Raw genomic sequence first — 21,720 nt, 5'->3', positions numbered from 1 at the left:
TCCGAGGCTGGTACTCGCCCAGCCGGCAGCGGGGTTTCGTGGCGCAGCGGCTCGCTCAGCCCACCGCAGCTACCAACGCATCGGCGGCCGAAATACGCTTCCCGGATGACGTCAGCCATGATCGAACTGGATGACGGCGCCCGGCTGCGGACGTGGACCGCCGACAAGGTGGCCTCGTGAGCTTCCCGTCGTTCTGATCCACGGCGGTCCAGGCGTACCCGACTATCTGTCCCCGGTCTCCGACATGATCGACGACATGTGCATCGTCCATCGCTATGACCAGCGGGGCACGGGCGGATCAACGTGGAAGGGGAAGCACACGCTGACCCGCCACCTGCACGACCTGGCGTTGTTGCTGGACGCATGGGGTCACGACAAGGCCGTCCTGGTGGGACACTCCTTCGGCACCAACCTGGCGAGTCATTTCCTGCTCACCCACCCCGACCGCGTGGCCGGGCTGGTCCAGCTCGCCGGACCCTTCGTGGGCGGCTGGCGCCAAGCGGACCAAGCGGCACAGCGAGAGCGACGCACCGCCGAGCAGCAGGCCAGACTCGACGAGCTCGAGGCGATCGAAGCGCGCACCGACGGCGAGGAAATCGACTTCCTGACGCTGTCGTGGTGCACCGATCACGCCGACCGAAGCCGGGCTTGGGAGTGGGCGCTCACCTCGGCCCGCACCCTACGACCGATCAACTATGCGATGAACGCCCAGCTGAGTGCCGCAACGAAGGCCGACCCGCTGGAAGCCCACGTACCCGAACTACGCGAGCTGCTACCGGCCGGCTCGATGATCATCGGTGGGGAGGGCGACAGCCGTCCTGCCGACGCGCTGAGGCGACTGGGAGCAAGCCTCGACTGCGAGGTCGTCATCATTCCGAACGCCGGGCACTTCCCCTGGCGGGAGGCACCCGACCAGTTCCGTACGTCATTCCGCGCCGCGGTGAAGAGGCAGATCGGCCCCACCGGCTGAACCGGCCGAGCCGACCCGCGGCGCCGGGCACCGGGCCGAACATCCGCCGGCCGTCCACACCAGCCGGCCAGGGAGCGACCGCCCGCACCACCCCGGGACAGCTGTCGGCGTGCGCCTGAGGGTGCAGAGCGTTGCACGCCCTGATAGCGCTCATCTGGCACCGTGTGGCCATGGTCGATACCGACGCCCTCCTGGCCGCCTACGACGCGCAGATGCGCGTACCGACCGGCGCCGTCCCCACCGGGATGACCTACGAGTACGACGGTCCACTCCTGCGGATCGTCGGCGGGCATGTCGGGCGTATCCGGGCGCCGCGCGATGCCGGCGTCACCAGCGCCGAGCTTGACCGCCTGATCGCCCGGCAGCGGGACTACTTCCGGGCCCGCGGCCAGGGCGTCGAGTGGAAGGTTCGCTCGCACGACCTGCCCGTAGAGCTTCCTGAGCGTCTGGTCGCGGCCGGGTTCGTAGCCGGGGATCCGGCGACGGTGCTGCTCGGCTTCGCCGAGGAGGTGGCCGCCGATCCGGTTCTGCCCGACGGCGTCGTACTGCGGCGCATCAGCTCGGCCGAGGACCTGCGCCGCTTGGCCGATCAGCAGAGCGAGGCGCTGGGACAGGACTGCTCCTGGGTCGCGGCCGACCTAGCCGCCCGCGTGTCGGCTGATCCCGACCAGATCACCATCCTGGCCGCCGAGGCCGGTGACCGGTTCGTCTGCATTGCCCTGGTGGAATACTGCCCCGGCACTGACTTCGTGGCGCTGCTCGGCGGTGCGACTCTGCCGGATTGGCGGGGACGGGGGCTCTACCGCGCCATGATCGCTGCCCGGGCCCGGGAGGCCGTCGCCCGCGGCTTCCGGCTGCTGCACGTCGACGCGTCCTCGGCCAGCGCGCCCATCCTGCGCGGGTGCGGCTTCCACGAGATCGCCATCTCGACGCACTACCAGTGGACGCCCCGGCAGTGAACGGGAAGCCCCGACATGCCGAACGAGGCCGTGGGCCCGGACCATGCAGGATCAGCCGAACCGGCCAGGCACCAGGCACTATCCCCGCCGGGCAACGGCGGCAGACGGCGGGCCATGGATGGCAAGCGTGGGACCTACGCGCCGCCCTGTGACCATCAGGCATGCAAAAGTCCCGCTCTGGCGTGCAGAGCGGGACCTTCGACGGAGCGTCAGGCCGGAGCGACCGCGCGCGAGCGGCGCATCGTCAGGACGTACTCGACGAGCGAGATGAGTACGTTCTTCGTCGACTCGCGGTTGCGGGCGTCGCAGCTGACCACGGGGACGTCGCTGGAGATCGCGAGCGCGTCGCGGACGTCCTGCGCGTTGTGGTACTGCATGCCGTCGAAGCAGTTGATGGCGACCAGGTACGGCAGCCGTCGGTGCTCGAAGAAGTCGATGGCGGCGAAGCAGTCGGCGAGCCGGCGCGTGTCCACCATGACCACGGCACCGATGGCGCCCCGGACCAGTTCGTCCCACATGAACCAGAAGCGTGTCTGGCCCGGCGTGCCGAACAGGTACAGGATCAGGTCCCGGTCGATGCTGATGCGGCCGAAGTCCATCGCCACCGTGGTCGTCGTCTTGCCCGGCACCTGCCGGTTGTCGTCGACGCCCACGCCGGCGGAGGTCATGATGGCCTCGGTGGTCAGCGGGGTGATCTCCGAGACCGAGCCCACCAGCGTCGTCTTACCGACGCCGAACCCGCCGGCGATGACAATCTTCGCCGATGTCACACGTCCGGCGGTCGGCCGGCGCGCCATGTCAGAGCCTGCGAAGTCCACTCAGCACCCTTTCCAGCAGTTCCGTACCCACCGCATCGGTCTCATCCTCCAGCGATGTCGGCTCGTAGACCGCCACCAGGCCGTCGTGGGCCATGTCGGCGACGATCACTCGAGCTACCCCGAGCGGTAGTTGCATGCGTGCGGCGATCTCGGCCAGCGACTGAACTCTGCCGCCGTCACACATCGCCGCGATGTACTGGTGTTCGCTGCCGCCCCGACCCGTACCGGTGGAACGGCCGCGGACGGTGGTCTCAACGAGCGCTTCCAGTGCGATCTCAAGCTTGGGCCGGGTCCGGCCACGGGTCACGGCGTACGGTCTGACCAGTGCGCCGGTCGGCTCATCGCGTTCGGGCATCGTCACCGCTCACCCCATCCCTTGGCCCATAGAAGTGTCCCGTGCTTGTCAAGGTTTTGGACAGATACCGGACGGATCCGGTCCACCATCCGTTCAGCCGAGCACTCCGGCCGCCGAGCGCGGCGCCGGCGTCAGAGCCTCGCCCACGCGGTCGACCAGCAGCGCCATCTCGTAGCCCACCTGGCCGACGTCGCAGCTGCGCGCGGCGAGCACGGCGAACGACGAGCCGTCCGAGATCGACATCAGGAAGAGGAACCCGTTGTCCATCTCGACGACCGTCTGCAGCACCGCACCGCCCTCGAAGCAGCGCGCCGCTCCCTGGGTCAGGCTGACCAGGCCGGAGGCGATGGCCGCCAGCTGGTCGGCACGGTCCCGGGGAAGGTCCCGCGAGGCCGCGAGCAGCAGACCGTCGGCGGAGACCGCGATTGCGTGCGCCACACCGGGAACGCGGTCGGCAAAGTTGGCGAGGAGCCAACCCAGATCCTGCGTACTTGTCATGCCTCATGCTCCTTGCCAGCCTGCGAGGACTGCTGCCCTCCCGGAGTCTCCTCCGGGTTGGTCGATTGATCCTTCGTGCGACCCCGCTGCACCCCACGGTGGTACGCGGACAGAAGCCCACGGACCGCCTCGGGAGTGCGGCGTTGAACGGAGGTCTCGGCCCGGTCGACGCCACCCGGGACGAGCTGTGCCATCGGCGTACGGCGCGGCAGACCGGCCGTCGTCGTGGTCTCCACCGGCATCTCGGCGGCCTTGCGCGCGGCCTGCCAGCCCTCGTCTGCCGCGGTCTGCCAGGGGCTGACCGGACCGCCCACGGAGGTGCCGTTGGCGGCGGCCGCTCCATTGGCTGCGCCGGCGCCGACGGGAGCCGGGTCACGGTCGGCCGTGCGCGTCTCGGGGGACGGTGCCTGCTGGGGCACGCCACCCGAGCGGGCCGGCTCGCCCGTCGAGAACCGCTGCGCGCTGACGACGTCGGCCTGCGCGGCGGACGGGGTGTCGGCCGGCTTGGGCTCGGTGGTCCGCGGCTCCGTGGTCCGGGGCTCGCTGGGCCGCGCGGTCGTGAACCAGGCCGACTCGAGCTCCCGGAAGATCGGCAGCTCCATCGTCTCGTCCGCGAACTGCGACTGCCCGTCGCCCGCGGCCCGCTGGCGGGCGGCGGCCTGCGCGGCGGCGATCTGCGCGGCGGCGGTCGCCTGGGCGGCCGCGGCCTGCTGGGTCGCCGCCTCGTGGGCCGCGGCGGCGGCAGCGGCGGACCGCTCGGCCTCGCTCTGCGACGCCGGCGGCGGCGTCGCGTTCTGCGGGTTGGTCGGGCGCGCCACCTGCGGCTGGGCCCCGGAGCCGGCACGCTCCGCGCGGTAGCGGGGAAGCTCCGCCGTCATGTCCAGGGCGGCCGCGAGGCTCTCCGGGACGTGCGGGGTGGCCTGCTCGCGTTCCGCGGAGACCGGCGGCCAGGCCGGCGGGTTCGCGGCGGGCGGCGCCGAGTGCGGCCGGCTGGTGCTCGGCGGGGCCGAGGTCGGCGGGCCGGACACGGGCGGCGACGACACCGGGCGTCCACCGCCGAACGGCGGGGCGGACGGCACCGGCGGCGCGGAGACCGGCGGCACCGGGGGCGCCGACACGGGCGGCACGAACGGCGAGCGACCCTGCGTCTCCGGGCTCGGCGGAAGCTGGCGCGGGATGGTGTGCCCGAAGGAACCGGTGTCCTCCGGCCTGTACGCCTCGCCGTTGCGGCGCTGCGGCAGGCCGTCGCCACCGGCGAAGCCCTGCGGGCCGGACTGGGGCAGCGGCGGGATCGGCTCGTTGCTGCGCGGGCCGTGGAAGCCGTTCGCGCTGCCGGAGCCGTTGGTGAAGCCGCCTTGGCCACCGAAACCGTTGGCGCCACCGCCACCGAAGCCGTTGGTGCTGCCGCCGAAGCCGTTCGGCTGGTCGAAGCCGTTGGACGGCGCACCGGTCAGGTCGGACCAGGCCGGCGCCGAGCGGCCGCCACCCGTGCCGAGCATGCCGCCCGAGGGCATCGGCGGGTTCGGGTCGAACGGGCGGCCGCCGTTGAAACCACGGCCGTTGGCACCGCTCTCGAGCGCCAGCGGCGCCTCGGCGAACGCCGGGCGGGCCGACTGCTCGACGCGGGCGTTGGAGCCGGCACCCGCCGGGATCCGGCCGGCGGTCTGCGCCGAGGTGAGGACGCCCACCGGCAGGCCGACGTCGGCGACCGTGCCGCGCTCGGTGTCGGCCGGGCGGAGCTCGACCTTGACGCCGTGCCGGTTGGCCAGCCGGGCGACCACGACGAGGCCCATCATCCGGGAGACGGCCACGTCCACCATGGGCGGGTTGGCCAGCCGGTCGTTGAGGTCGCGCAGCTGCTCACGGCTGATGCCGATGCCGCGGTCCTCGACCGAGAGCACCGCACCGTCGCCGAGGCGCCGGGCCTCGACCACGACGTGCGAGTTCGGCGGGGAGAACGCGGTCGCGTTGTCGAAGAGCTCGGCCACCAGGTGGACCATGTCGTTGACCGCGTGCGCGGCCACCTCGATGTCCCGGTCGATCATGCCGAACTCGATGCGCGTGTAGTGCTCGACCTCGGACTGCGCGGCGCGGAGCACGTCGATCAGGGCAGCGGGCTCACGCTGCACGCGGGTGGAGTCGGCGCCGGCGAGAACGAGCAGGTTCTCGTCGTTGCGGCGCATTCGGGTGGCCAGGTGGTCGAGCTGGAAGAGCTCGGCCAGGCGGTCCGGGTCCTCCTCGCCGCGCTCGAGGCGGTCCAGGTGACCGATGAGCCGGTCGACCAGGATCTGCGAGCGGCGGGCGAGGTTGACGAACATCGTCGCGACGGAGGACCGGAGCGCGGCCTGCTCGGCCGCGGTGCGGACGGCTTCCAGGTGGACCGCGTTGAACGCCTCGGTCACCTGCCCGAACTCGTCGCGGCTGCGTACCGGTAGCGGCTCGGCGACCTGGTCAGCCACCTGGGCCGGGGTGAGCGAGCCGGTCAGGGCCGGGTCACGCAGCCGCTCGACCGCCTGCGGCAGGCCGAACTGGGCGACGTTCAGCGCGCCCTGGCGCAGCTCGCGCAGGGAGCGGGCCATCGACCGGGCGACCAGCCAGGCGAAGACGATGGCGAGCAGGAGCAGGCCGAGCAGGATGCTGGTCTCGATGAAGACCCGCCGCTGCACGCGGTCGCGGATGTCGGTGGCCTGGCCCACGATCTCGGTGTCGAGCTTGTTCTCGACGTTGCGGAACAGCTCGTTGTAGCCGACCATCGCGGACTCCCACGACTCCCGGTTGAACGGGATCTGGGTGGACCGGTTGGCGGCGAGGTTCTGCAGCGGCTTGGTCAGGTTGGTGGCCGCCCGGGCCGCCGGGCCGTTGATGACCCGGTCGACGAGCGCCTTGTCGTCGTTCGTGGCGACCTGCCGCATGGCAGCGTCGGAGATCGTGTAACCGGTGTCGGTCAGCAGGAACTCGCGGCGCAGCGCGGGCGTGAAGTCGGAGGCACCGAGCACCCGGTGGCCGACGTCGCGCTGCTGGGAGATGTAGTCCTTGGACCGGGCCACGCCGGCGACCACGCGCAGGCGGTTGCTCAGTGCGGTGTCCTGCGCCAGTTGCGCGGAGGCGTCGCGTACGTTGAGCAGGTCCTCGATGAGGGGGCTGTAGTTGGCCTCGACCTCGGCGGCGTCGAACTGGCCGTTCGCGGTCTGGCTGCGGTAGCCCGGCAGCTCCTCGAGGTTGCGGTCCAGCCGCACCAGCAGGGTGTTGACCTGCGCCGGGATCTCGTCCAGCGCGGCCTTCTGCTGCGAGTAGGGCAGCTTGGCCGCGTCCACCTTCGGGTGCTCGCGGGTGTAGGCGGTCTCCGCCGCCTGACGGTCCGGCGTGTCCGGCTTGGTGGTCGCGATCATCACGCCGTAGGCGCGTTCGTTCTGCAGGTGGTCGACGAGTCCACCGGCGGCCTGCGACAGCACGGACAGCGTGCGGGCGCGCTCGGCGTTGCTGGCCTCGTTGATGTGGTCCATGAGGCCCTGGGTGCCGACGATGATCGTCGCCAGCGTGGGCACGAGCATGATGAGCCCGAGCTTGGACCAGATCGGAAGATCCCGCAGCCGACCGGCCGGCCGGCGGAGACGCGACATGACAGCGTTCGCCGTCTGGGGGCGCTTGCTCACGTCACCGTCCTCCTGATTCGGACCCGGCCTTCGAGTCACCGGGCACCGCTCACGGCCGACTCACCGGGTCGGGCCCCCGAGATTCCATCACGACGAGTGTCAAAGAGAAAGAGCAGCCTGACCCGGACGGTTTGTGTGATGCGAAGTCGCGTCCGAAGAGGCGAACATCACCGGCCGGCCCTCACTGCTCGTATACGAGGGTGTCTCTTTGAGTCACTCGCTTCAGTCGGTGCGGTGGGGTCGCTGCCCGTACCGATCTGGCCCCGACCACCTTCGATCGCGGCAGCACAGACGATTGCTCGCACATGACCGGAGGGCAAGGCAAGATGCCGGATTATGCAGTGTTTGTAGAGAGCCTCTGGCCGAACGGACGACCCGGCTGACCGAATCGCCAGTTTCATGCGACGAAAGTACCCCCGTGTCCCTCATGTCGGTTAAAACGGGACTTCAACCCAACAACTTCGCGTACGCCGGCTTGATCACGTCGTTGATGATGGCCAGCCGCTCGTCGTACGGGATGAACGCGGACTTCATCGCGTTGATCGTAAGCCACTGCAGCTCACTCCAGCCCCAGCCGAACGCCTCGGCGAGCAACGTCATCTCCCGGGACATCGACGTGCCGCTCATCAGCCGGTTGTCCGTGTTGACCGTGACCCGGAAGCGCAGGTCGTGCAGCAGGCCGATGGGGTGCTCGGCGATCGAGGGGGCGGCGCCGGTCTGCACGTTGGACGACGGGCACAGCTCCAGGGGGATCCGCTTGTCGCGCACGTACGACGCGAGCCGCCCCAGCTTGCCCGCGGTGATGTCGTCGACGATGCGTACGCCGTGCCCCAACCGGTCGGCGCCGCACCACTGGATCGCCTGCCAGATCGACGGCAGGCCGAACGCCTCGCCCGCATGGATCGTGAAGTGGAAGTTCTCCCGCTGCAGGTACTCGAACGCGTCCAGGTGCCGGGTGGGAGGGAAGCCGGCCTCGGCACCGGCGATGTCGAAGCCCACGACCCCGGTGTCGCGGTAGCGCACGGCCAGCTCGGCGATCTCCTGCGAGCGGGCGGCGTGCCGCATGGCCGTCAGCAGGGTGCCGATGCGGATCCGCCGGCCCAGCGCCGCCGCCTCCGCACAGCCCTCCGCGAAGCCGGCGTGCACGGCGTCGACCACCTGGTCGAGGGTGAGCCCGCGCTCGAGGTGCTGCTCGGGGGCATACCGGATCTCGGCGTAGACGACGCCGTCGGCGGCCAGGTCGAGCGCGCACTCCTTGGCGACCCGGTGCAGCCCCTCCTCGGTCTGCATCACCGCCACCGTGTGCGCGAACGTCTCCAGGTAGCGTTCCAGCGACCCGGAGTCCGCCGCGGCGACGAACCACTCACCCAGCCGACCCGGATCGGTCTCCGGCAGCTCGTGCCCGACGGCGTCGGCCAGCTCGATGATCGTCGCGGGACGCAGCCCGCCGTCGAGGTGGTCGTGGAGGAGGGCCTTCGGGGCGTTCACGATGTCGGCGTGGGAGATGGCAACCATCAGCAGATGCTAGAGGGAAGCAGCGGATGATCGACGGAGCATTGCCGTACCTGCGGTGCCCGGTGTGCGGCGGAACACTCGCCAAGGCCGATGAACGGACAATTCGCTGCCTCCGCGGGCACTCCTTCGACATCGCGCGGCAGGGGTACGTGAACCTGACGTCGGGCCGTTCGCCCCATTCGGGCGACACTCCCGAGATGGTCGCGGACCGGGAAGCCTTCCTGGCCGAGGGGCACTACGACTTCATCGCGCGGATTCTGGCCGGGGCGGCGGACCCGGGTGACGGCCTGGTCGTGGACGCCGGTACGGGCACCGGCCGCTACCTCGCGAAGGTCCTCGACGCGCACCCGGCCGCCACGGGCCTCGGCATCGACGTCTCCAAGCCGGCGCTTCGCCGAGCGGCCCGCGCCCACCCCCGCGCCGCCGCGGCCCTCGCCGACCTGTGGCGCCCGCTGCCGCTGGCCGACGGCTCGGCCCGGGTGGTCCTCGACGTCTTCGCGCCCCGCAACGGCCCGGAGTTCCGCCGGGTCCTGCGGCCGGACGGCAGCCTGGTCGTCGTCACCCCGGCCCCGGACCACCTGGCCGAGCTGATCGACACCTTCGGGCTGCTCAAGGTGGACCCCGACAAGGCCGACCGGGTCGCGGAGGCCCTGGGCCCGGATTTCACCCAGGTGAGCGTCACGACGGCCCGCCGCACGTTGCACCTCACCGCGGCCGGGACGCGCACGTTGATCGGGATGACGCCGAGCGCCCACCACGTCGCCCCGCAGGCCGACGGAGAGCACCAGGTCACGGTCGCCGTGGAGGTGGCGGTCTACCGGCCGGTCTAGACGGAGAGGTCGACCTCTTCCCACTCCGGCGGGGCACCGTGGTACGGCCCCGCGAACAGCACCGCCCACTCGAGCGCCCATCGTCGCTGCCCGATGGCGTTGCTGTCGGCCTCCCCGGGTGGCCGTACGCCGTCCTTCTCGGCCTCCTGGAACGCCCAGTCCAGGCAGTAGTAGAGGTCGAGCAGCACCGCCGCCTCGATGGCGTCCCGCGGGGCGACCAGCGACCGCGACCGCCACTCGTTGAACAGCTCCCCGCCGGGCAGGTCGGGCATCTGCCGCATCAGCCGGTCCTCCGGCGGCGCGGTCGGGTCGAGGTGCCGGCTCAGGCCGAGCAGCCACGCCAGCGCGAACACCGCGTCGTGGTGCAGCACGAAGGAGCGATGGTCACCCTTCTCACCGACGACGAACTGCCACTCCGGCGGTGTGACGAAGTCCATGAGCCGAGAGTTGAGCAGCCAGCTCATCGCCGCCTCGGTCGGCATGCCGAAGCACCGCGCCACGACCACGTGCAGCACCGCGGCGCGCGCCTCCAGCTCGGCCGTCGGGCGCAGCTCCACGCCGTCGCCCGGCTCCCACACCAGCGGGAAGGCAGGGGGCGGCAGCGGCAGAGCTAGCCGGGTGAGCTCGTCCAGGCTGGCCTCGCGTACCGCTCGGGGATCGGGGGCGGCCTTCATGACCGCTCAGGCTATGCGGTCGATCAGCAGTCGCCCAGAGTCGGGCGCCTGCGACCCGAGGGTGATCGCGCCGGCCGCGTCGGTCCGGGCCGCGGCGATCCGGTCCGGTTCATCGGTACGCAGCTCCAGCAGCACATCACCGGCCCGTACGCGGTCACCCGGCCGCACCTTGAGCACGATGCCGGCCCCGAAGCTCACGGGGTCCTCCTTGCGCGCCCGCCCCGCGCCCAGCCGCCAGGCCGCGACGCCGATGCCGAGCGCGTCGACCGAGGTCACCACGCCGTCCTCGGCGGCGCGCAGCACCTCGGTCTCGCGGGCCACCGGCAGCGGCGCGTCCGGGTCGCCGCCCTGGGCGCGGATCATCGCCCGCCACGAGTCCATGGCGGCCCCCGACTTCAGGGCCGCGGCCGGGTCGGCGTCGATGCCGGCCGCGGCGAGCATCTCCCGGGCCAGCGCGACGGTCAGCTCGACCACGTCGGAAGGGCCGCCGCCGGCGAGCACCTCCAGCGACTCCTGCACCTCGATGGCGTTGCCGACGGTGAGGCCGAGCGGGGTGTTCATGTCGGTGAGCAGCGCGACGGTGTTCACGCCGTGCGCCTTGCCGAGCTCCACCATGGTGCTCGCCAGCTCGCGGGCGGTGCCGAGGTCCTTCATGAAGGCGCCGGTGCCGACCTTGACGTCGAGCACCAGCGCGCCGGTGCCCTCGGCGATCTTCTTGCTCATGATCGAGCTGGCGATCAGCGGGATCGCCTCGACGGTGCCGGTGACGTCGCGCAGGGCGTACAGCTTGCGGTCGGCCGGGGCCAGTCCCTCGCCGGCGGCGCAGATGACCGCGCCGACGTCCTGCAGCTGGCGGACGAACTCGTCGTTGCCCATCCGGGCCCGCCAGCCGGGCACCGACTCCAGCTTGTCGAGGGTGCCGCCGGTGTGTCCCAGGCCCCGGCCGGAGAGCTGCGGCACGGCCGCGCCGCAGGCGGCGACCAGCGGGGTCAGCGGCAGCGTGATCTTGTCGCCGACGCCGCCGGTGGAGTGCTTGTCGACGGTCGGCCGAGTCACGGCGGACAGGTCGAGCCGCTCACCACTGGCGATCATCGCGGCCGTCCAGCGGGCGATCTCGCCCGGCGTCATGCCGCGCAGCAGGATCGCCATCGCGAGGGCGGACATCTGCTCGTCCGCGACGACGCCCTTCGTGTACGCGTCGACGACCCAGTCGATCTGCGCGTCGGACAGCGCCTGCCCGTCCCGCTTCGCCCGGATCACGTCGACGGCCGCGAACTCGCTCATACAATCGCCTCCGCTGGCGCTCCGGCGATTGCACGAGCAACGCACTGAGCCGATGATTCGGTCGCAAGCTCCCTCATTGCTGCTCCCACCTAGTGCCGATGCCTTCCGGCGGTTCCCCTTCACCGGCCCACGACAGCGCGCCCGCGGCGTCCACCACGACGACCCGCGACGTCCGGGTGCGCCCCCAGGTCACCGCCGCGGCGGCGCTCGGGAAGATCGGTCCCTCCTCGAGGATGCCCTTGTCGGCGTCGCTCTCCTGCGGGCTGCCCCCGGACCGCTCCCAGTAACCGGTCCAGACCTGCTCGCCGCCGGAGAGGTCGGGGTGCACGAACACCGTGCCGCGGCCTCGCCAGCGGGCCAGCTGGGCCGGCACGTCCGGCACCGCGGCCGGCCCGGTGACCTTGTCCAGGTCGTCGGGGCCGAACGCGTACGGCAGCAGCTCCGCCATCTTGAGCGGCCGGGGCACCGCCTCGACCAGGCACTCGGGGCCGCCGTGCTCGTAGAGCAGCTGGCGGCAGCGTCCGCAGGGCATGAGCGGCTGCCCGGTGGCGTCGACGCACGAGACGGCGACGAGCCGGCCGCCGCCCGTGGCGTGCAACGACGTCACCAGCCCGCACTCGGCACAGAGCCCCACGCCGTAGGAGGCGTTCTCGACGTTGCACCCCACGACCACCCGGCCGTCGTCCACCAGCCCCGCGACCCCGACCGGGAAGTCGGAGTAGGGCGCGTACGCGTGCCGCATGGCCTCGATCGCCGCAGCCCGCAGCGACCCCCAGTCGATCTCCATGGCGCTGATTCTCCCCCGGTCGGTCAGCTCTTGATGTACGGCTGGCCGTCCGCGGCCGGCGCGCGCACCCGTCCCACCAGGCCCGCCACCGCGATGATCGTCGCGATGTACGGCAGCATGTTGAGGAACTGGCTCGGCACCGGGCTGCCCACCGCGCTCAGGTACGTGGCGAGCTTCTGCGCGAAGCCGAAGAACAGCGCCGCCCCCAGCGCGCCGAACGGCGTCCAGCGGCCGAAGATCAGGGCCGCGAGCGCGATGAAGCCGGCGCCCGAGGTCATGTTCTTGTTGAAGCTGCCGGTGGCCACCAGCGTGAAGTACGCGCCGCCCGCACCCGCGATGACGCCGCCCAGCAGGACGTTGAGGTAGCGCAGGCCGCGGACCCGGATGCCGACGGTGTCGGCGGCGGTCGGGTGCTCGCCGACCGCCCGGGTACGCAGGCCCCACCGCGTCCGGGTGAGCCCGAAGTGCACCGCGAACACCAGGATCAGGGCCAGCCAGACGAGCCCGTTGGTGTGGAACAGCACGGGCCCCACGACCGGGATGTCGGCGAGCCCGGGGATGCGCCACTCCGGCATCTTCGGCGGCTGGTTGTACGCCTGCGCGTCGGGCTGCATGAGCCGCTCGTAGAGGAAGCCGGTGATGCCGAGGGCGAGCAGGTTGAGCACGATGCCGACGACGACCTGGTCGACCAGGTAGCGGATGGCCAGCACCGCGAGGATCGCGGCGATGAGCACACCGCCCACCGCCGCGCTGAGCACGCCGGCCCACACGCTGGTGGCCATCGTGCCGACGAGGGCGGCGCCGAACGCACCCATCAGGAACTGGCCCTCGATCGCCACGTTGACCACGCCGGACCGCTCGCCGAGCACGCCGGCCAGCGCGCCGAGGATCAGCGGCACGGCCAGCTCGAGGGTGCCGCCGGCGGTGTCGACGAGTGGCAGGAACTTGCCCGCGACCTGCCAGCACAGGAACGACAGGACGAAGGCGAGGATGCCGAGGCACAGCACCCAGGTCTGCCACTTGCGCAGCAGGCCGGCGAGCAGCACCCCGCCGGCCGCCAGGGTGAGGATCCCGAAGAGGATCGCGCCGAACTGCCCGTTGATCGACAGCGCGGCGCCCTCGGCGTCCTCGCTGAGGGTGAACCTGGCGGTCTCGGAGGCCGCGAGGGCGCCGAAGACGATCGTCGCCACCAGGCCGATGAACGCCACCCCGACGCCGAGGCGCCGCTGGCGGTCCCAGAACGGCGTGGGTGCCGCGGCCGTGGTGGTCTCCTGCACTGTCGCCGTGGACACGCCGGTCACCAGCCCTTCGCCATCGAGGCGCCGAGCCGCGCGGAGCGAGCGGCGCGCAGTTGGAAGATCGCCTTCACCAGGGCCGGTGCGGCGATGAAGATGACGATCAGTGCCTGGAGCACGGTGACGAGCTCCAGGGAGATGCTGGAGAACGACTGCATGCGGTTGCCGCCGGCACGCAGGGCGCCGAAGAGGATCGCCGCCAGCAGCGTGCCCCAGGGCCGGTTGCGGCCGAGCAGGGCGACCAGCAGGCCGTCGAAGCCGATGTTGCCCGCCACCTGCGTGGTCAGGGCGTGCGCCGTGCCCAGGACCTGGGTCGCTCCGCCGAGGCCGGCGAGGCCGCCGGCGGTCACCATGAGCAGCGTGTACGTCCTGGCGACGCTGATGCCGGCGGTCTTGGCGGCGGCCGGGTTGTGCCCGACGGCCCGCAGCTCGAAGCCGAACGCGGAGCGGTTGAGCAGCCACGCGACACCGGCGGTGGCCAGCACGGCCAGCACGATGCCGAGGTTGGCCCGCAGCTCGCCGCCGAACGAGGGCAGCTGCGCCGACCCGTCGACGGTCTTGCTGATCGCGTCGCTGCGCCCGGGCTGCTGCACCCCCTTCTGCAGGATCAGCCAGCCCAGGAACAGGGCGGCCGTGTAGTTCATCATGATCGTGACGATGACCTCGTGGGCGCCGGTGCGGGCCTTGAGGATGCCGGGCACGAAGCCCCAGAGCGCGCCGCCGAGCAGGCCCGCCAGCAGCGCCGCGAGCAGGTGGATCACCGGGGGCAACGGCAGCGCGAAGCCGGCCAGCGCGGCGACGATGGTGCCGACGATCGCCTGGCCCTGGCCGCCGATGTTGAACAGGCCGCCGCGGAACGCCAGCGCCACGGACAGGCCGGTGAAGACCAGCGGCGCCGCGTACGTGAGGGTCTCGGAGATCGGGAAGAACACCTGCCGCCACGTGCCCGTGCCGTTCGCCCAGGCGGTGATGGTCGCCGGGTCGACGATGGCGCCCTTGAAGAGGTCGGCGTAGGCGCCGCTGACCACGGTCCAGCTGGAGTTGAGCGCGTCGCCGGGCCGGGCTGTGAAGTACGAGAAGGTGCTCAGCACGTCGGGGTCCGAGACGATGATCAGGATCCCGCCGATGAGCATGGCCAGCAGGATCGAGAGCACCGTCACGGTGACCGTGTTGGCGGCCCAGAGGTTGTGCAGGAAGTGGTTGAGGAAGGACTCTTCGTCGGCGGGCTTCTGCTTCGCCGGCGCGGCCTTCTCGTCGGCGTCGGTCGTCACTTCGTCCCCTTCTCTGCGGCACCGTCGGTGATGCCGGCCATCAGCAGGCCCAGCTCCTCGCGCGGGGTGTCCGGCGAGACGATCGCCAGGATCCGGCCCCGGTACATCACGGCGATCCGGTCGGCGAGGCCGACCACCTCGTCCAGCTCGCTCGACACCACCAGGACGGCGGTGCCGACGTCGCGCTCGTGCACGATGCGGCTGTGGATGAACTCGATCGAGCCGACGTCGACGCCGCGGGTCGGCTGGGCCGCGATGAACAGCCGCAGCGGCCGGGACAGCTCCCGGGCCACGACCACCTTCTGCTGGTTGCCGCCGGACAGCGTGCCGACCGCGGCGTCCGGTGACGACGTCCGGATGTCGAACTGCTCGACCCGCTCACGCGCCGACGTGGCGACGGCCGCGGGGTTGAGCTGGAACGCGTTGCCGTACGGCGGCCGGTCGTACTGGTCCAGGACGAGGTTCTCGGCGACGGAGAACTCCTTGACCACCCCGTCGAGGCTGCGGTCCTCGGGCACGTACCCGACTCCGGAGCGCAGGATCTGCTTGGTGCTCATGCCGACCAGGCTCTCGTTGTCAATCATGATCGACCCGGCGCGCGGCGGCCGCAGGCCCATGACGGCCTCGACCAGTTCGGTCTGCCCGTTGCCCTGGACGCCGGCGATGCCGAGCACCTCGCCCGCCCGCACGGTCAGGTCGACGTTGTCGACGGCGCGGACGCCGCGGTCGTCGTCGACGATGAGGCCGGAGACGTGCAGGACCTCGCGGCCGGGCTCGTTCGGCGCCTTGTCGACCTCGAGGCTGACCGCGCGGCCGACCATGAGGGCGGCCAGCTCGTCCTCGGCGGTGTCGGGGTCCGCCGTGCCGACCGTACGCCCGCGCCGGATCACCGTGATCCGGTCGGCGATGGCCTTGACCTCTTTGAGCTTGTGGGTGATGAAGACGATGGACTTGCCCGCGTCGGACAGCCCGCGCATGACCGTGAGCAGCTCCTCGGTCTCCTGCGGGGTCAGCACCGCGGTCGGCTCGTCGAGGATGAGCAGGTCGACGTCGCGGGTGAGGGCCTTGATGATCTCGACCCGCTGCTGCGCACCGACGGGCAGGTTCTCCACGAGGGCGTCCGGGTCGACCGGCAGGCCGTACCGTTCGGAGACCTCGACGACCTCGCGTCGGGCCCGGCGGCGGTCGAGGAAGCCGGCGCGGGTCTTCTCGGCGCCGAGCGCGATGTTCTCGGCCACGGTGAAGACCGGGACGAGCATGAAGTGCTGGTGGACCATGCCGATGCCGGCGGCGATGGCGTCGCGGGGGCTGCGGAAGGTCCGTGCCTCGCCGTCTACGAGGATCTCGCCCTCGTCCGGCTGCAGCAGGCCGTAGAGCTGGTTCATGAGGGTGGACTTGCCCGCGCCGTTCTCACCCAGCAGGGCGTGAACCTCGCCGGGCTCGACGGTCAGGTCGATGTGGTCGTTGGCCACCAGGTCGCCGAAGCGCTTGGTGATGCCGCGCAGCTCGAGTCTCAGCGGAATCTCCTGCAGACGAGGGGGCCGGGTGTCGGCGTGAGGGGTGCCGGCTCAGCCCGAGCAGAGCCGCCGCGCAGGTCACGGGGTTCGGCCCGTGACCGCGCGGCGGCCGGATGTGCTAGTTCACCAGCAGGTCACTTCGGCGCGTTGGCCGACTCGACCTTCACGGTGCCCGCGATGATGTCCTGCTTGAGCTTGTCGACCTCGGACTTGAGCCCGGCGTCGACCTTGCTGTCGAACTTGTTGTACGGCGCGATCGAGACGCCGTCGTTCTCCAGCGTGCCCTTGTAACCCGGGGTGGCGGTGAGGGGCTTGCCCTGGGCGCCGTCGGCCACGGCCTGCTCCACCGCGTCCTTGATGTTCTTGACGACGGTGGTCAGGAAGACGTCGCAGTACTGCTCGGCGCTCTTGCAGCCGTCCTGGTCGACCCAGATGACCGCGAGCTTGCCGCCGGACGCCTTGGCCACGTCCGCGGTGCCCAGGCCGGTGCCGCCGGCGACCGGCATGATGACGTCGGCGCCCTGGGAGACGAACGTGTTGGTGATCTGCTTGCCCTTGGCCTGGTCGCCGAAGTTCTCGGCGAAGGAGCCGTTCTGCTTGGCCTTGTCCCAGCCGAGCACGGCGACGTTCTTGTTCTTCTGCTTGTTGAAGTACGCGACGCCGTCGGCGAAGCCGTCCATGAAGACGGTGACCGGCGGGATCTTCAGGCCGCCGTACGTTGCCACCTTGCCGGTCTTCGAGTAGCCCGCGGCGAGGTAGCCGGCGAGGAACGCGGCCTCGTCGGTGGCGAACTGCATCGGGTAGACGTTGTTGACGCCCGCGATGCTGCTGTCCACGATGCCGAACTGCTGGCTGGTGTTCTCCTTGGCGACCTTCTCGGTGGCGCCGCCCATCAGGCCGCCGACCGCCAGGATGAAGTTGCACTTCTGCGTCACGAACTGGCGCAGGTTGGGCTCGTAGTCGGCCTCGGCCGTCGACGCCACGTACTTGGGGTCGACGTTGCTCTGGGCCTCCTTGGCGGCCTGCATACCGGCCCACGCGGAGGCGTTGAAGGACCGGTCGTCGATGCCACCGGTGTCGGTGACCATGCATGCCTTATATGCAGCGGCCTTGCTCGCGCCGGAGCCGCTCGGGGTCTCGGCAGGGGCGTCGCCACAGGCCGCGGCGGCGAGCGTCAGCCCACCCGCCGCGAGAATCGCAACGATTCGCTTGCCACGTACTGGGCGCAACACGCCCTCCTTCCACAGCACACCGACACTGCGCGGTGCGTCTCAGGTCGGGAGCGTAGCCGCAGGCCAGGGTGACGGCTGGAATTCCTCCCGGACTGTTGGCGCACCGTTACCTGCCCGCAACCACGTACGGGCCTAAACGTTGCCTCACACAACAAAACGATGAATTGCCAGGCTCGAGCGTCAGGCGCCGTCGATCTTTCGGTGATCCGCGGGTGTTGCGACGGAATCTTCACGACCCTCCGACGGCGGACGCGCGGCGCGCCAGGCGCGGACGCCGAGCACGCCGACCGCCGTACCGATGACCAGCGAAGCAATGATCAACAGCGCGTGCACCCAGAGGAATGACGTGGGTTCGCCGCCCGCGAAGGACCGCTCGTCCTTCCAGATCGCCACGCCGAACCGCGGCCAGATGAACCAGGTCCAGACCCCGACCGCGATCAGGAAGGCGGACCATCTCCGGGAGAGCACCACCGGCTCAGTATGCCGTGCGGCCGGACTCAGCCCGCCAGCGCCGGCTCCCGCCGCCCTGCATCGCCGACCGCGGCCTTCGTCGTGGCCCGGACCGTCCCGCGCCTCCCGCCCACGACGAGCAGCAGACCCCCGATCGCGTACGCCGTGAGCACCGCAACCGCCGCCCCGCCGCCCCGGCCCCCGAAGTACGCGACGGACCGCAGCAGCGTGCCACCGGCGCCGATCGGCAGGAACTGACCGACGGCTCCCCACGGCTGAGGCAGCAGCTCCGGCGCGGAACTGACGGCCGACAGCGCATTGCCCACGAGGAAGACGGTGACCGCCCCGAGCGCCACCCCGGCGCGGTCGAACACCGCCCCGAGCCCGGCCACCGCGGCGGACACGGCGAGCGCGAACAGGGCGAGCACACCGGCCACGCCCCAGTGGTTCCCCGGCACGACGTCCAGCCAGAGCTGCTGCACCGCGGCACCGGCGAGCCCCGCGAGCACCGCGAAGGCACCGAGCGCGAGCAGCCGCGCCGACCGCCGCTTGATCAGCAGGAAGGTGAGAACGCCGGCGAGCAACGACGTCATGGCCATGGGCAGGAAGCCCGCACCGAGGCCGGCCCCGCGGGGGTCACCCGCATCGGTGGGGACGACGTCCACCACCGGCACCGGGCTGCCTTGACCGAGCTCGGCCGTGGCCTGCGTCAGCAGCGTCGCCACCGCCGGGCTCGCGGCGGACGCCACGTGCAACGACGGCCCGCCGGTGCCGAGCACGACCGCGCCGTAGACCTCGCGATCCCGGATGGCCGCGTCCGCGTCGCCCACCACCCGGACGTCGAAGGCGCCGGGGCGGGCCGCGGTGAGCCGGGCGGCGACCTGGTCGGCGGTGGGTTGCGGACCCGCCACGGCGATCGGAAGGTCGCGCGGGCCGAGGTGGGCGGCCGGCCCCGCGAACAGCGGCACCAGCAGGACCTGGAGAACGACAACGGCGACGGCGATCACCACCGGGCGGAGCTTTCCCGTCATGATCTCCTCCTAAAACGAATGCTCGTTCTTTATAAGGCTCAGCGTGCGCCCGCCGGCCTCCCGGTGTCAAGAACGAGCGTTCGTTTTAGAATGCGAGGCGTGCCACGCGTCTCCGAAGACCACCTGACCGCCCGCCGCGAGCAGATCCTCGCCGCCGCGCGCGCCTGCTTCCTCCGCAACGGCCTGCACAACACCTCGATGCAGGACCTCATTCAGGAGGCGGGCCTGTCCGTAGGTGCCGTGTACCGCTACTTCAAGTCGAAGAACGACATCATCAGCGCCATCTCCGAGACCGTCGCGGGCAGCCTCGCCACCCACCTCGACGAGGTCGCCGCGGACGGGACGCTCGACCTGGCGACGGCCATGGAACGCGTCGTCGACATCCTCGACGACCAGCTGGGGAACTTCCCGCTGGCGGTGCAGGTCTGGTCGGAGGCGGTGCTCGACCCCGCCATCGGCGAGATCGTCCGGGAGCGCTACCTGCGCATGCGCGAGCCCTTCCACACGATCGCCGAGCGGGCGATCACCCGCGGCGAGCTTCCCGCCGGCGCCGACGTGGCGGCCGTCTCCGCCGTGCTGTTCGGCATGATCCCGGGCTACGCCCTGCAACGCCAGCTGGTCGGCCACCCCGACCGGGACACCTATCTGGCCGGGGTACGGGCGCTGCTAGCTCGCTGAGGTCAGCTTCGCGGCGATCCGGAAGAACGCCGCCCGGACCTCGTCACGCGTGGGCGGCCGCCCCGGCGTCGTCCGGCGTGGCTCGTCGGAGTCGAAGGTCTCGGCGGTGAGGTCGTCAGTGCTGGCGTCATGGTCCGCGCCCGACTTCGCCAGCTCCACCTCCGCCCGGATGGCGTCGGCGTCGGCGAGCGGCAGCAGCGGCTCGACCACCGCCATCAGGTCCTCGTCGGCGACGACGGCCTGGGCCAGGGCGAGCGCGTGCGGCCGCTCGTACGGGCCGCAGACCAGCGGCTCCCATTCCTCGTCGTCGTCGAGGGGGCCGATGGTGATGATCCACGGCAGGTCGGCCACGGGTGAGCCCGGCGGCAGGTGCAGCGTCACGAGAGTGCCCACACCGATCATCATTCCGGCCGCTGGTGCCGAATCCAGGTATTTTGCCCCACCGGAGCAGTTTTATCGTCCGCCGAGAGGTCCACGACGCGTCCGTGCGGGCTGGTCGCCGCCCAGGCCGCGCCGAAGAGCAGGAGCTGGTTGAAGACGTACAGGTAGACCAGGAGCCCGACCGCGCTGGCCACCAGGCCGTACGCGGGGTTGCGCTGGATCAGCCCGACGAAGGACTTGCCGACGGTGTTGAGCAGGTAGATGCCGATGCCGACCTGCAGCACCGGCGGGGCCATCCGCCGCGCGGTCATGCGCAGCCTCGGCACCGCGGCCAGCAGCGCCGCCGCCAGCAGCATGTTGATCGCGACGGTCAGCACGGCGCTGACGATCGACAGCAGCAGGCCCACCCGCCCGTCGGCGAGCCACTCCAGCAGCGACTCGAGCCCGTAGACCGCGCCGACCGAGACGGTGAGCAGCAGCAGGATGCCGACCAGCACCAGCAGGTCGACCACCTGCCGGACGCCGACGTAGCCGGGGTCCTCGTTCAGCCGCCAGATCAGCCGCTGCGAGGAGCGGATCGCCTCGACCCAGCCGATGCCGGTGAAGATCAGGCCGACGATGCCCACGATGCCGACGGTCTTGCCGCTGTCGAGGATCGCCTGCACGTCGAGGAACGGCAGGTTCTGCTCCAGGAAGTTCTGGACGATCTCGAAGAGCGCCACGTTCGAGTCGATGAGGACGCCGAAGATCGAGTAGCCGATGAGGGCGAGGGCGAACACCGCGAAGAAGCCGTAGTACGCGATCGCCGCCGCCAGCCGCCCGCCCGAGACCTCGTCGTAGCGCAGCGCGGCCCGGCACAGGTGATCGAAGTAGCGGGAGCGGTGCCGCAGCGCCATGATCCGGGCCTCGACCACCGCGTACGCCCGGTCGATGGCGTTCACGCGCAGACCGTACCCAATGCGGGTCGTCTTCTAGCGCAGGCCGCCCAGCTTGTAGTCGCGGCGGCGGGTCCAGGGGCCGTCGCCGCCGTCGGAGAGGTCGTGGGAGAAGAGCGTGAACGCCGGCACCTCGAAGCGGGCCTCGAACTCGGCGAGGTCGTCGAAGACCGCGTCCAGCGCCGGGCCGGGCACGTCCTGGGCCACGGTGACGTGCGGGTGGTAGGGGAACCGCGAGCCGCGGTTCACCCCCTCGGTCGCCGCGATGGCGGCGGCGAGCAGCTCGCACTCGCTGATCCCGGCGGCCAGGGTCACGAACACCACCTCGGTGACCGGCCGGAATGTGCCGGTGCCCCGCAGGTGCACGGTGAACGGCTCCTGCGCGTCGGCGATCCCCTCCAGCCGCTCCTCGATCGCCGGCAGGGCCGCGGTCGGGACCTCGGTCGGGCCGAGCAGCGTGACGTGGGCCGGCGTGTACGCGGCCTGCGGGTCGCCGGCCTCGGCGCGGCGCCGGGTGAGCAGGGATCCCCAGGGCTCGGGGATGTCGATCGCGACGCCGATCCGGGTGGTCGGCGGGTCCGTCAGCG

The 21,720-nt window shown here is 71.3% G+C and carries 21 protein-coding genes; 4 read left to right on the top strand and 17 right to left on the bottom strand.

What is annotated here, in order from left to right; all coding sequences use genetic code 11:
• Positions 1 to 130: 130 nt before the first annotated feature.
• Positions 131 to 970, top strand: coding sequence for an alpha/beta hydrolase (locus tag AB0J80_RS02590; RefSeq protein ID WP_364699460.1), 840 nt, complete (start codon positions 131 to 133; stop codon positions 968 to 970).
• Positions 971 to 1,140: 170 nt separating this feature from the next.
• On the top strand, positions 1,141 to 1,929 hold the full coding sequence (locus AB0J80_RS02585) for a GNAT family N-acetyltransferase (RefSeq protein ID WP_364699458.1): 789 nt from the start codon (positions 1,141 to 1,143) through the stop codon (positions 1,927 to 1,929).
• A gap of 209 nt (positions 1,930 to 2,138) precedes the next feature.
• Here the strand turns inward: AB0J80_RS02585 and AB0J80_RS02580 are convergent, their stop codons facing one another.
• The 5 genes from AB0J80_RS02580 to AB0J80_RS02560 form a co-directional block, all read right to left on the bottom strand.
• A complete protein-coding gene (locus tag AB0J80_RS02580) occupies positions 2,139 to 2,726 on the bottom strand; it encodes an ATP/GTP-binding protein (RefSeq protein WP_071807363.1) in 588 nt (195 codons plus the stop codon).
• Between the two features lies 1 nt (position 2,727).
• The gene (locus AB0J80_RS02575) at positions 2,728 to 3,102 is read right to left on the bottom strand and encodes a DUF742 domain-containing protein (RefSeq protein WP_071807367.1); all 375 of its coding nucleotides are present in this window, start codon (positions 3,100 to 3,102) and stop codon (positions 2,728 to 2,730) included.
• 93 nt (positions 3,103 to 3,195) lie between these two features.
• A complete protein-coding gene (locus AB0J80_RS02570; protein ID WP_014447580.1) occupies positions 3,196 to 3,600 on the bottom strand; it encodes a roadblock/LC7 domain-containing protein in 405 nt (134 codons plus the stop codon).
• Positions 3,597 to 7,253 (bottom strand): sensor histidine kinase, encoded by a 3,657-nt coding sequence (locus AB0J80_RS02565; RefSeq protein ID WP_364699456.1) that lies wholly within the window; start codon positions 7,251 to 7,253, stop codon positions 3,597 to 3,599. The genes AB0J80_RS02570 and AB0J80_RS02565 overlap by 4 nt, the downstream gene beginning before the upstream one ends.
• A gap of 447 nt (positions 7,254 to 7,700) precedes the next feature.
• Positions 7,701 to 8,768, bottom strand: a complete 1,068-nt coding sequence (locus tag AB0J80_RS02560) for an adenosine deaminase (protein WP_364699454.1) — start codon at positions 8,766 to 8,768, stop codon at positions 7,701 to 7,703.
• A 26-nt stretch (positions 8,769 to 8,794) separates the two neighbouring features.
• On the opposite strand from AB0J80_RS02560, the gene AB0J80_RS02555 reads away from it, so the two are divergent.
• Entirely contained in the window at positions 8,795 to 9,598 is an 804-nt protein-coding gene (locus AB0J80_RS02555; protein WP_364699452.1) for a putative RNA methyltransferase, read from the top strand.
• Here AB0J80_RS02555 and AB0J80_RS02550 read toward each other — a convergent pair.
• From AB0J80_RS02550 to AB0J80_RS02510, 9 genes are all read right to left on the bottom strand, one after another.
• Positions 9,595 to 10,272: a DUF4272 domain-containing protein gene (locus AB0J80_RS02550; RefSeq protein WP_364699450.1), complete on the bottom strand. Its 678-nt coding sequence runs from the start codon at positions 10,270 to 10,272 to the stop codon at positions 9,595 to 9,597. The genes AB0J80_RS02555 and AB0J80_RS02550 overlap by 4 nt on opposite strands.
• 6 nt (positions 10,273 to 10,278) lie before the next feature.
• The gene (locus tag AB0J80_RS02545; RefSeq protein ID WP_364699447.1) at positions 10,279 to 11,556 is read right to left on the bottom strand and encodes a thymidine phosphorylase; all 1,278 of its coding nucleotides are present in this window, start codon (positions 11,554 to 11,556) and stop codon (positions 10,279 to 10,281) included.
• Between the two features lie 73 nt (positions 11,557 to 11,629).
• Complete coding sequence (locus AB0J80_RS02540) at positions 11,630 to 12,343, bottom strand: cytidine deaminase (RefSeq protein WP_364699445.1); 714 nt, start codon at positions 12,341 to 12,343, stop codon at positions 11,630 to 11,632.
• A 23-nt stretch (positions 12,344 to 12,366) separates the two neighbouring features.
• Positions 12,367 to 13,635, bottom strand: coding sequence for an ABC transporter permease (locus AB0J80_RS02535; protein WP_364699443.1), 1,269 nt, complete (start codon positions 13,633 to 13,635; stop codon positions 12,367 to 12,369).
• Positions 13,636 to 13,640: 5 nt separating this feature from the next.
• Positions 13,641 to 14,831 (bottom strand): ABC transporter permease, encoded by a 1,191-nt coding sequence (locus AB0J80_RS02530; protein ID WP_364700157.1) that lies wholly within the window; start codon positions 14,829 to 14,831, stop codon positions 13,641 to 13,643.
• 74 nt (positions 14,832 to 14,905) lie between these two features.
• Positions 14,906 to 16,381, bottom strand: coding sequence for an ABC transporter ATP-binding protein (locus AB0J80_RS02525; protein WP_364699441.1), 1,476 nt, complete (start codon positions 16,379 to 16,381; stop codon positions 14,906 to 14,908).
• 179 nt (positions 16,382 to 16,560) lie between these two features.
• Positions 16,561 to 17,655 (bottom strand): BMP family ABC transporter substrate-binding protein, encoded by a 1,095-nt coding sequence (locus AB0J80_RS02520; protein ID WP_364700155.1) that lies wholly within the window; start codon positions 17,653 to 17,655, stop codon positions 16,561 to 16,563.
• Between the two features lie 183 nt (positions 17,656 to 17,838).
• Positions 17,839 to 18,129 carry a hypothetical protein gene (locus AB0J80_RS02515; RefSeq protein ID WP_364699438.1) on the bottom strand — a complete coding sequence of 97 codons (291 nt, stop codon included), beginning with the start codon at positions 18,127 to 18,129 and terminating at the stop codon, positions 17,839 to 17,841.
• Between the two features lie 26 nt (positions 18,130 to 18,155).
• Entirely contained in the window at positions 18,156 to 19,139 is a 984-nt protein-coding gene (locus AB0J80_RS02510) for a hypothetical protein (RefSeq protein ID WP_364699436.1), read from the bottom strand.
• 99 nt (positions 19,140 to 19,238) lie between these two features.
• Between AB0J80_RS02510 and AB0J80_RS02505 the strand changes: the two genes are divergently transcribed.
• Complete coding sequence (locus AB0J80_RS02505; RefSeq protein ID WP_364699433.1) at positions 19,239 to 19,817, top strand: TetR/AcrR family transcriptional regulator; 579 nt, start codon at positions 19,239 to 19,241, stop codon at positions 19,815 to 19,817.
• Here the strand turns inward: AB0J80_RS02505 and AB0J80_RS02500 are convergent.
• From AB0J80_RS02500 to AB0J80_RS02490, 3 genes are read right to left on the bottom strand one after another with little or no spacing between them, the layout of a single operon-like run.
• On the bottom strand, positions 19,806 to 20,210 hold the full coding sequence (locus AB0J80_RS02500) for a hypothetical protein (RefSeq protein ID WP_364699431.1): 405 nt from the start codon (positions 20,208 to 20,210) through the stop codon (positions 19,806 to 19,808). The two genes, AB0J80_RS02505 and AB0J80_RS02500, sit on opposite strands and share 12 nt — an antisense overlap.
• 8 nt (positions 20,211 to 20,218) lie before the next feature.
• On the bottom strand, positions 20,219 to 21,139 hold the full coding sequence (locus AB0J80_RS02495; RefSeq protein ID WP_364699429.1) for a YhjD/YihY/BrkB family envelope integrity protein: 921 nt from the start codon (positions 21,137 to 21,139) through the stop codon (positions 20,219 to 20,221).
• 30 nt (positions 21,140 to 21,169) lie between these two features.
• Positions 21,170 to 21,718 carry a 2'-5' RNA ligase family protein gene (locus AB0J80_RS02490; protein ID WP_364700154.1) on the bottom strand — a complete coding sequence of 183 codons (549 nt, stop codon included), beginning with the start codon at positions 21,716 to 21,718 and terminating at the stop codon, positions 21,170 to 21,172.
• Between the last annotated feature and the right edge of the window lie 2 nt (positions 21,719 to 21,720).

The sequence above is a fragment of the Actinoplanes sp. NPDC049548 genome, assembly GCF_040676695.1.
Lineage (GTDB): Bacteria > Actinomycetota > Actinomycetes > Mycobacteriales > Micromonosporaceae > Actinoplanes.
The sequence above is the reverse complement of the archived record's forward strand: the minus strand, read 5'-3'. Positions and strand labels throughout refer to the sequence as shown.

What these genes read in the sequence shown, in the direction of transcription:
- AB0J80_RS02590 (WP_364699460.1), top strand. Translation starts at nt 131, where the DNA reads ATGACGGCGCCCGGCTGCGGACGTGGACCGCCGACAAGGTGGCCTCGT.
- AB0J80_RS02585 (WP_364699458.1), top strand. Translation starts at nt 1,141, where the DNA reads ATGGTCGATACCGACGCCCTCCTGGCCGCCTACGACGCGCAGATGCGC.
- AB0J80_RS02580 (WP_071807363.1), bottom strand. Translation starts at nt 2,726, where the DNA reads ATGGCGCGCCGGCCGACCGCCGGACGTGTGACATCGGCGAAGATTGTC.
- AB0J80_RS02575 (WP_071807367.1), bottom strand. Translation starts at nt 3,102, where the DNA reads ATGCCCGAACGCGATGAGCCGACCGGCGCACTGGTCAGACCGTACGCC.
- AB0J80_RS02570 (WP_014447580.1), bottom strand. Translation starts at nt 3,600, where the DNA reads ATGACAAGTACGCAGGATCTGGGTTGGCTCCTCGCCAACTTTGCCGAC.
- AB0J80_RS02560 (WP_364699454.1), bottom strand. Translation starts at nt 8,768, where the DNA reads ATGGTTGCCATCTCCCACGCCGACATCGTGAACGCCCCGAAGGCCCTC.
- AB0J80_RS02555 (WP_364699452.1), top strand. Translation starts at nt 8,795, where the DNA reads ATGATCGACGGAGCATTGCCGTACCTGCGGTGCCCGGTGTGCGGCGGA.
- AB0J80_RS02550 (WP_364699450.1), bottom strand. Translation starts at nt 10,272, where the DNA reads ATGAAGGCCGCCCCCGATCCCCGAGCGGTACGCGAGGCCAGCCTGGAC.
- AB0J80_RS02545 (WP_364699447.1), bottom strand. Translation starts at nt 11,556, where the DNA reads ATGAGCGAGTTCGCGGCCGTCGACGTGATCCGGGCGAAGCGGGACGGG.
- AB0J80_RS02540 (WP_364699445.1), bottom strand. Translation starts at nt 12,343, where the DNA reads ATGGAGATCGACTGGGGGTCGCTGCGGGCTGCGGCGATCGAGGCCATG.
- AB0J80_RS02510 (WP_364699436.1), bottom strand. Translation starts at nt 19,139, where the DNA reads ATGACGGGAAAGCTCCGCCCGGTGGTGATCGCCGTCGCCGTTGTCGTT.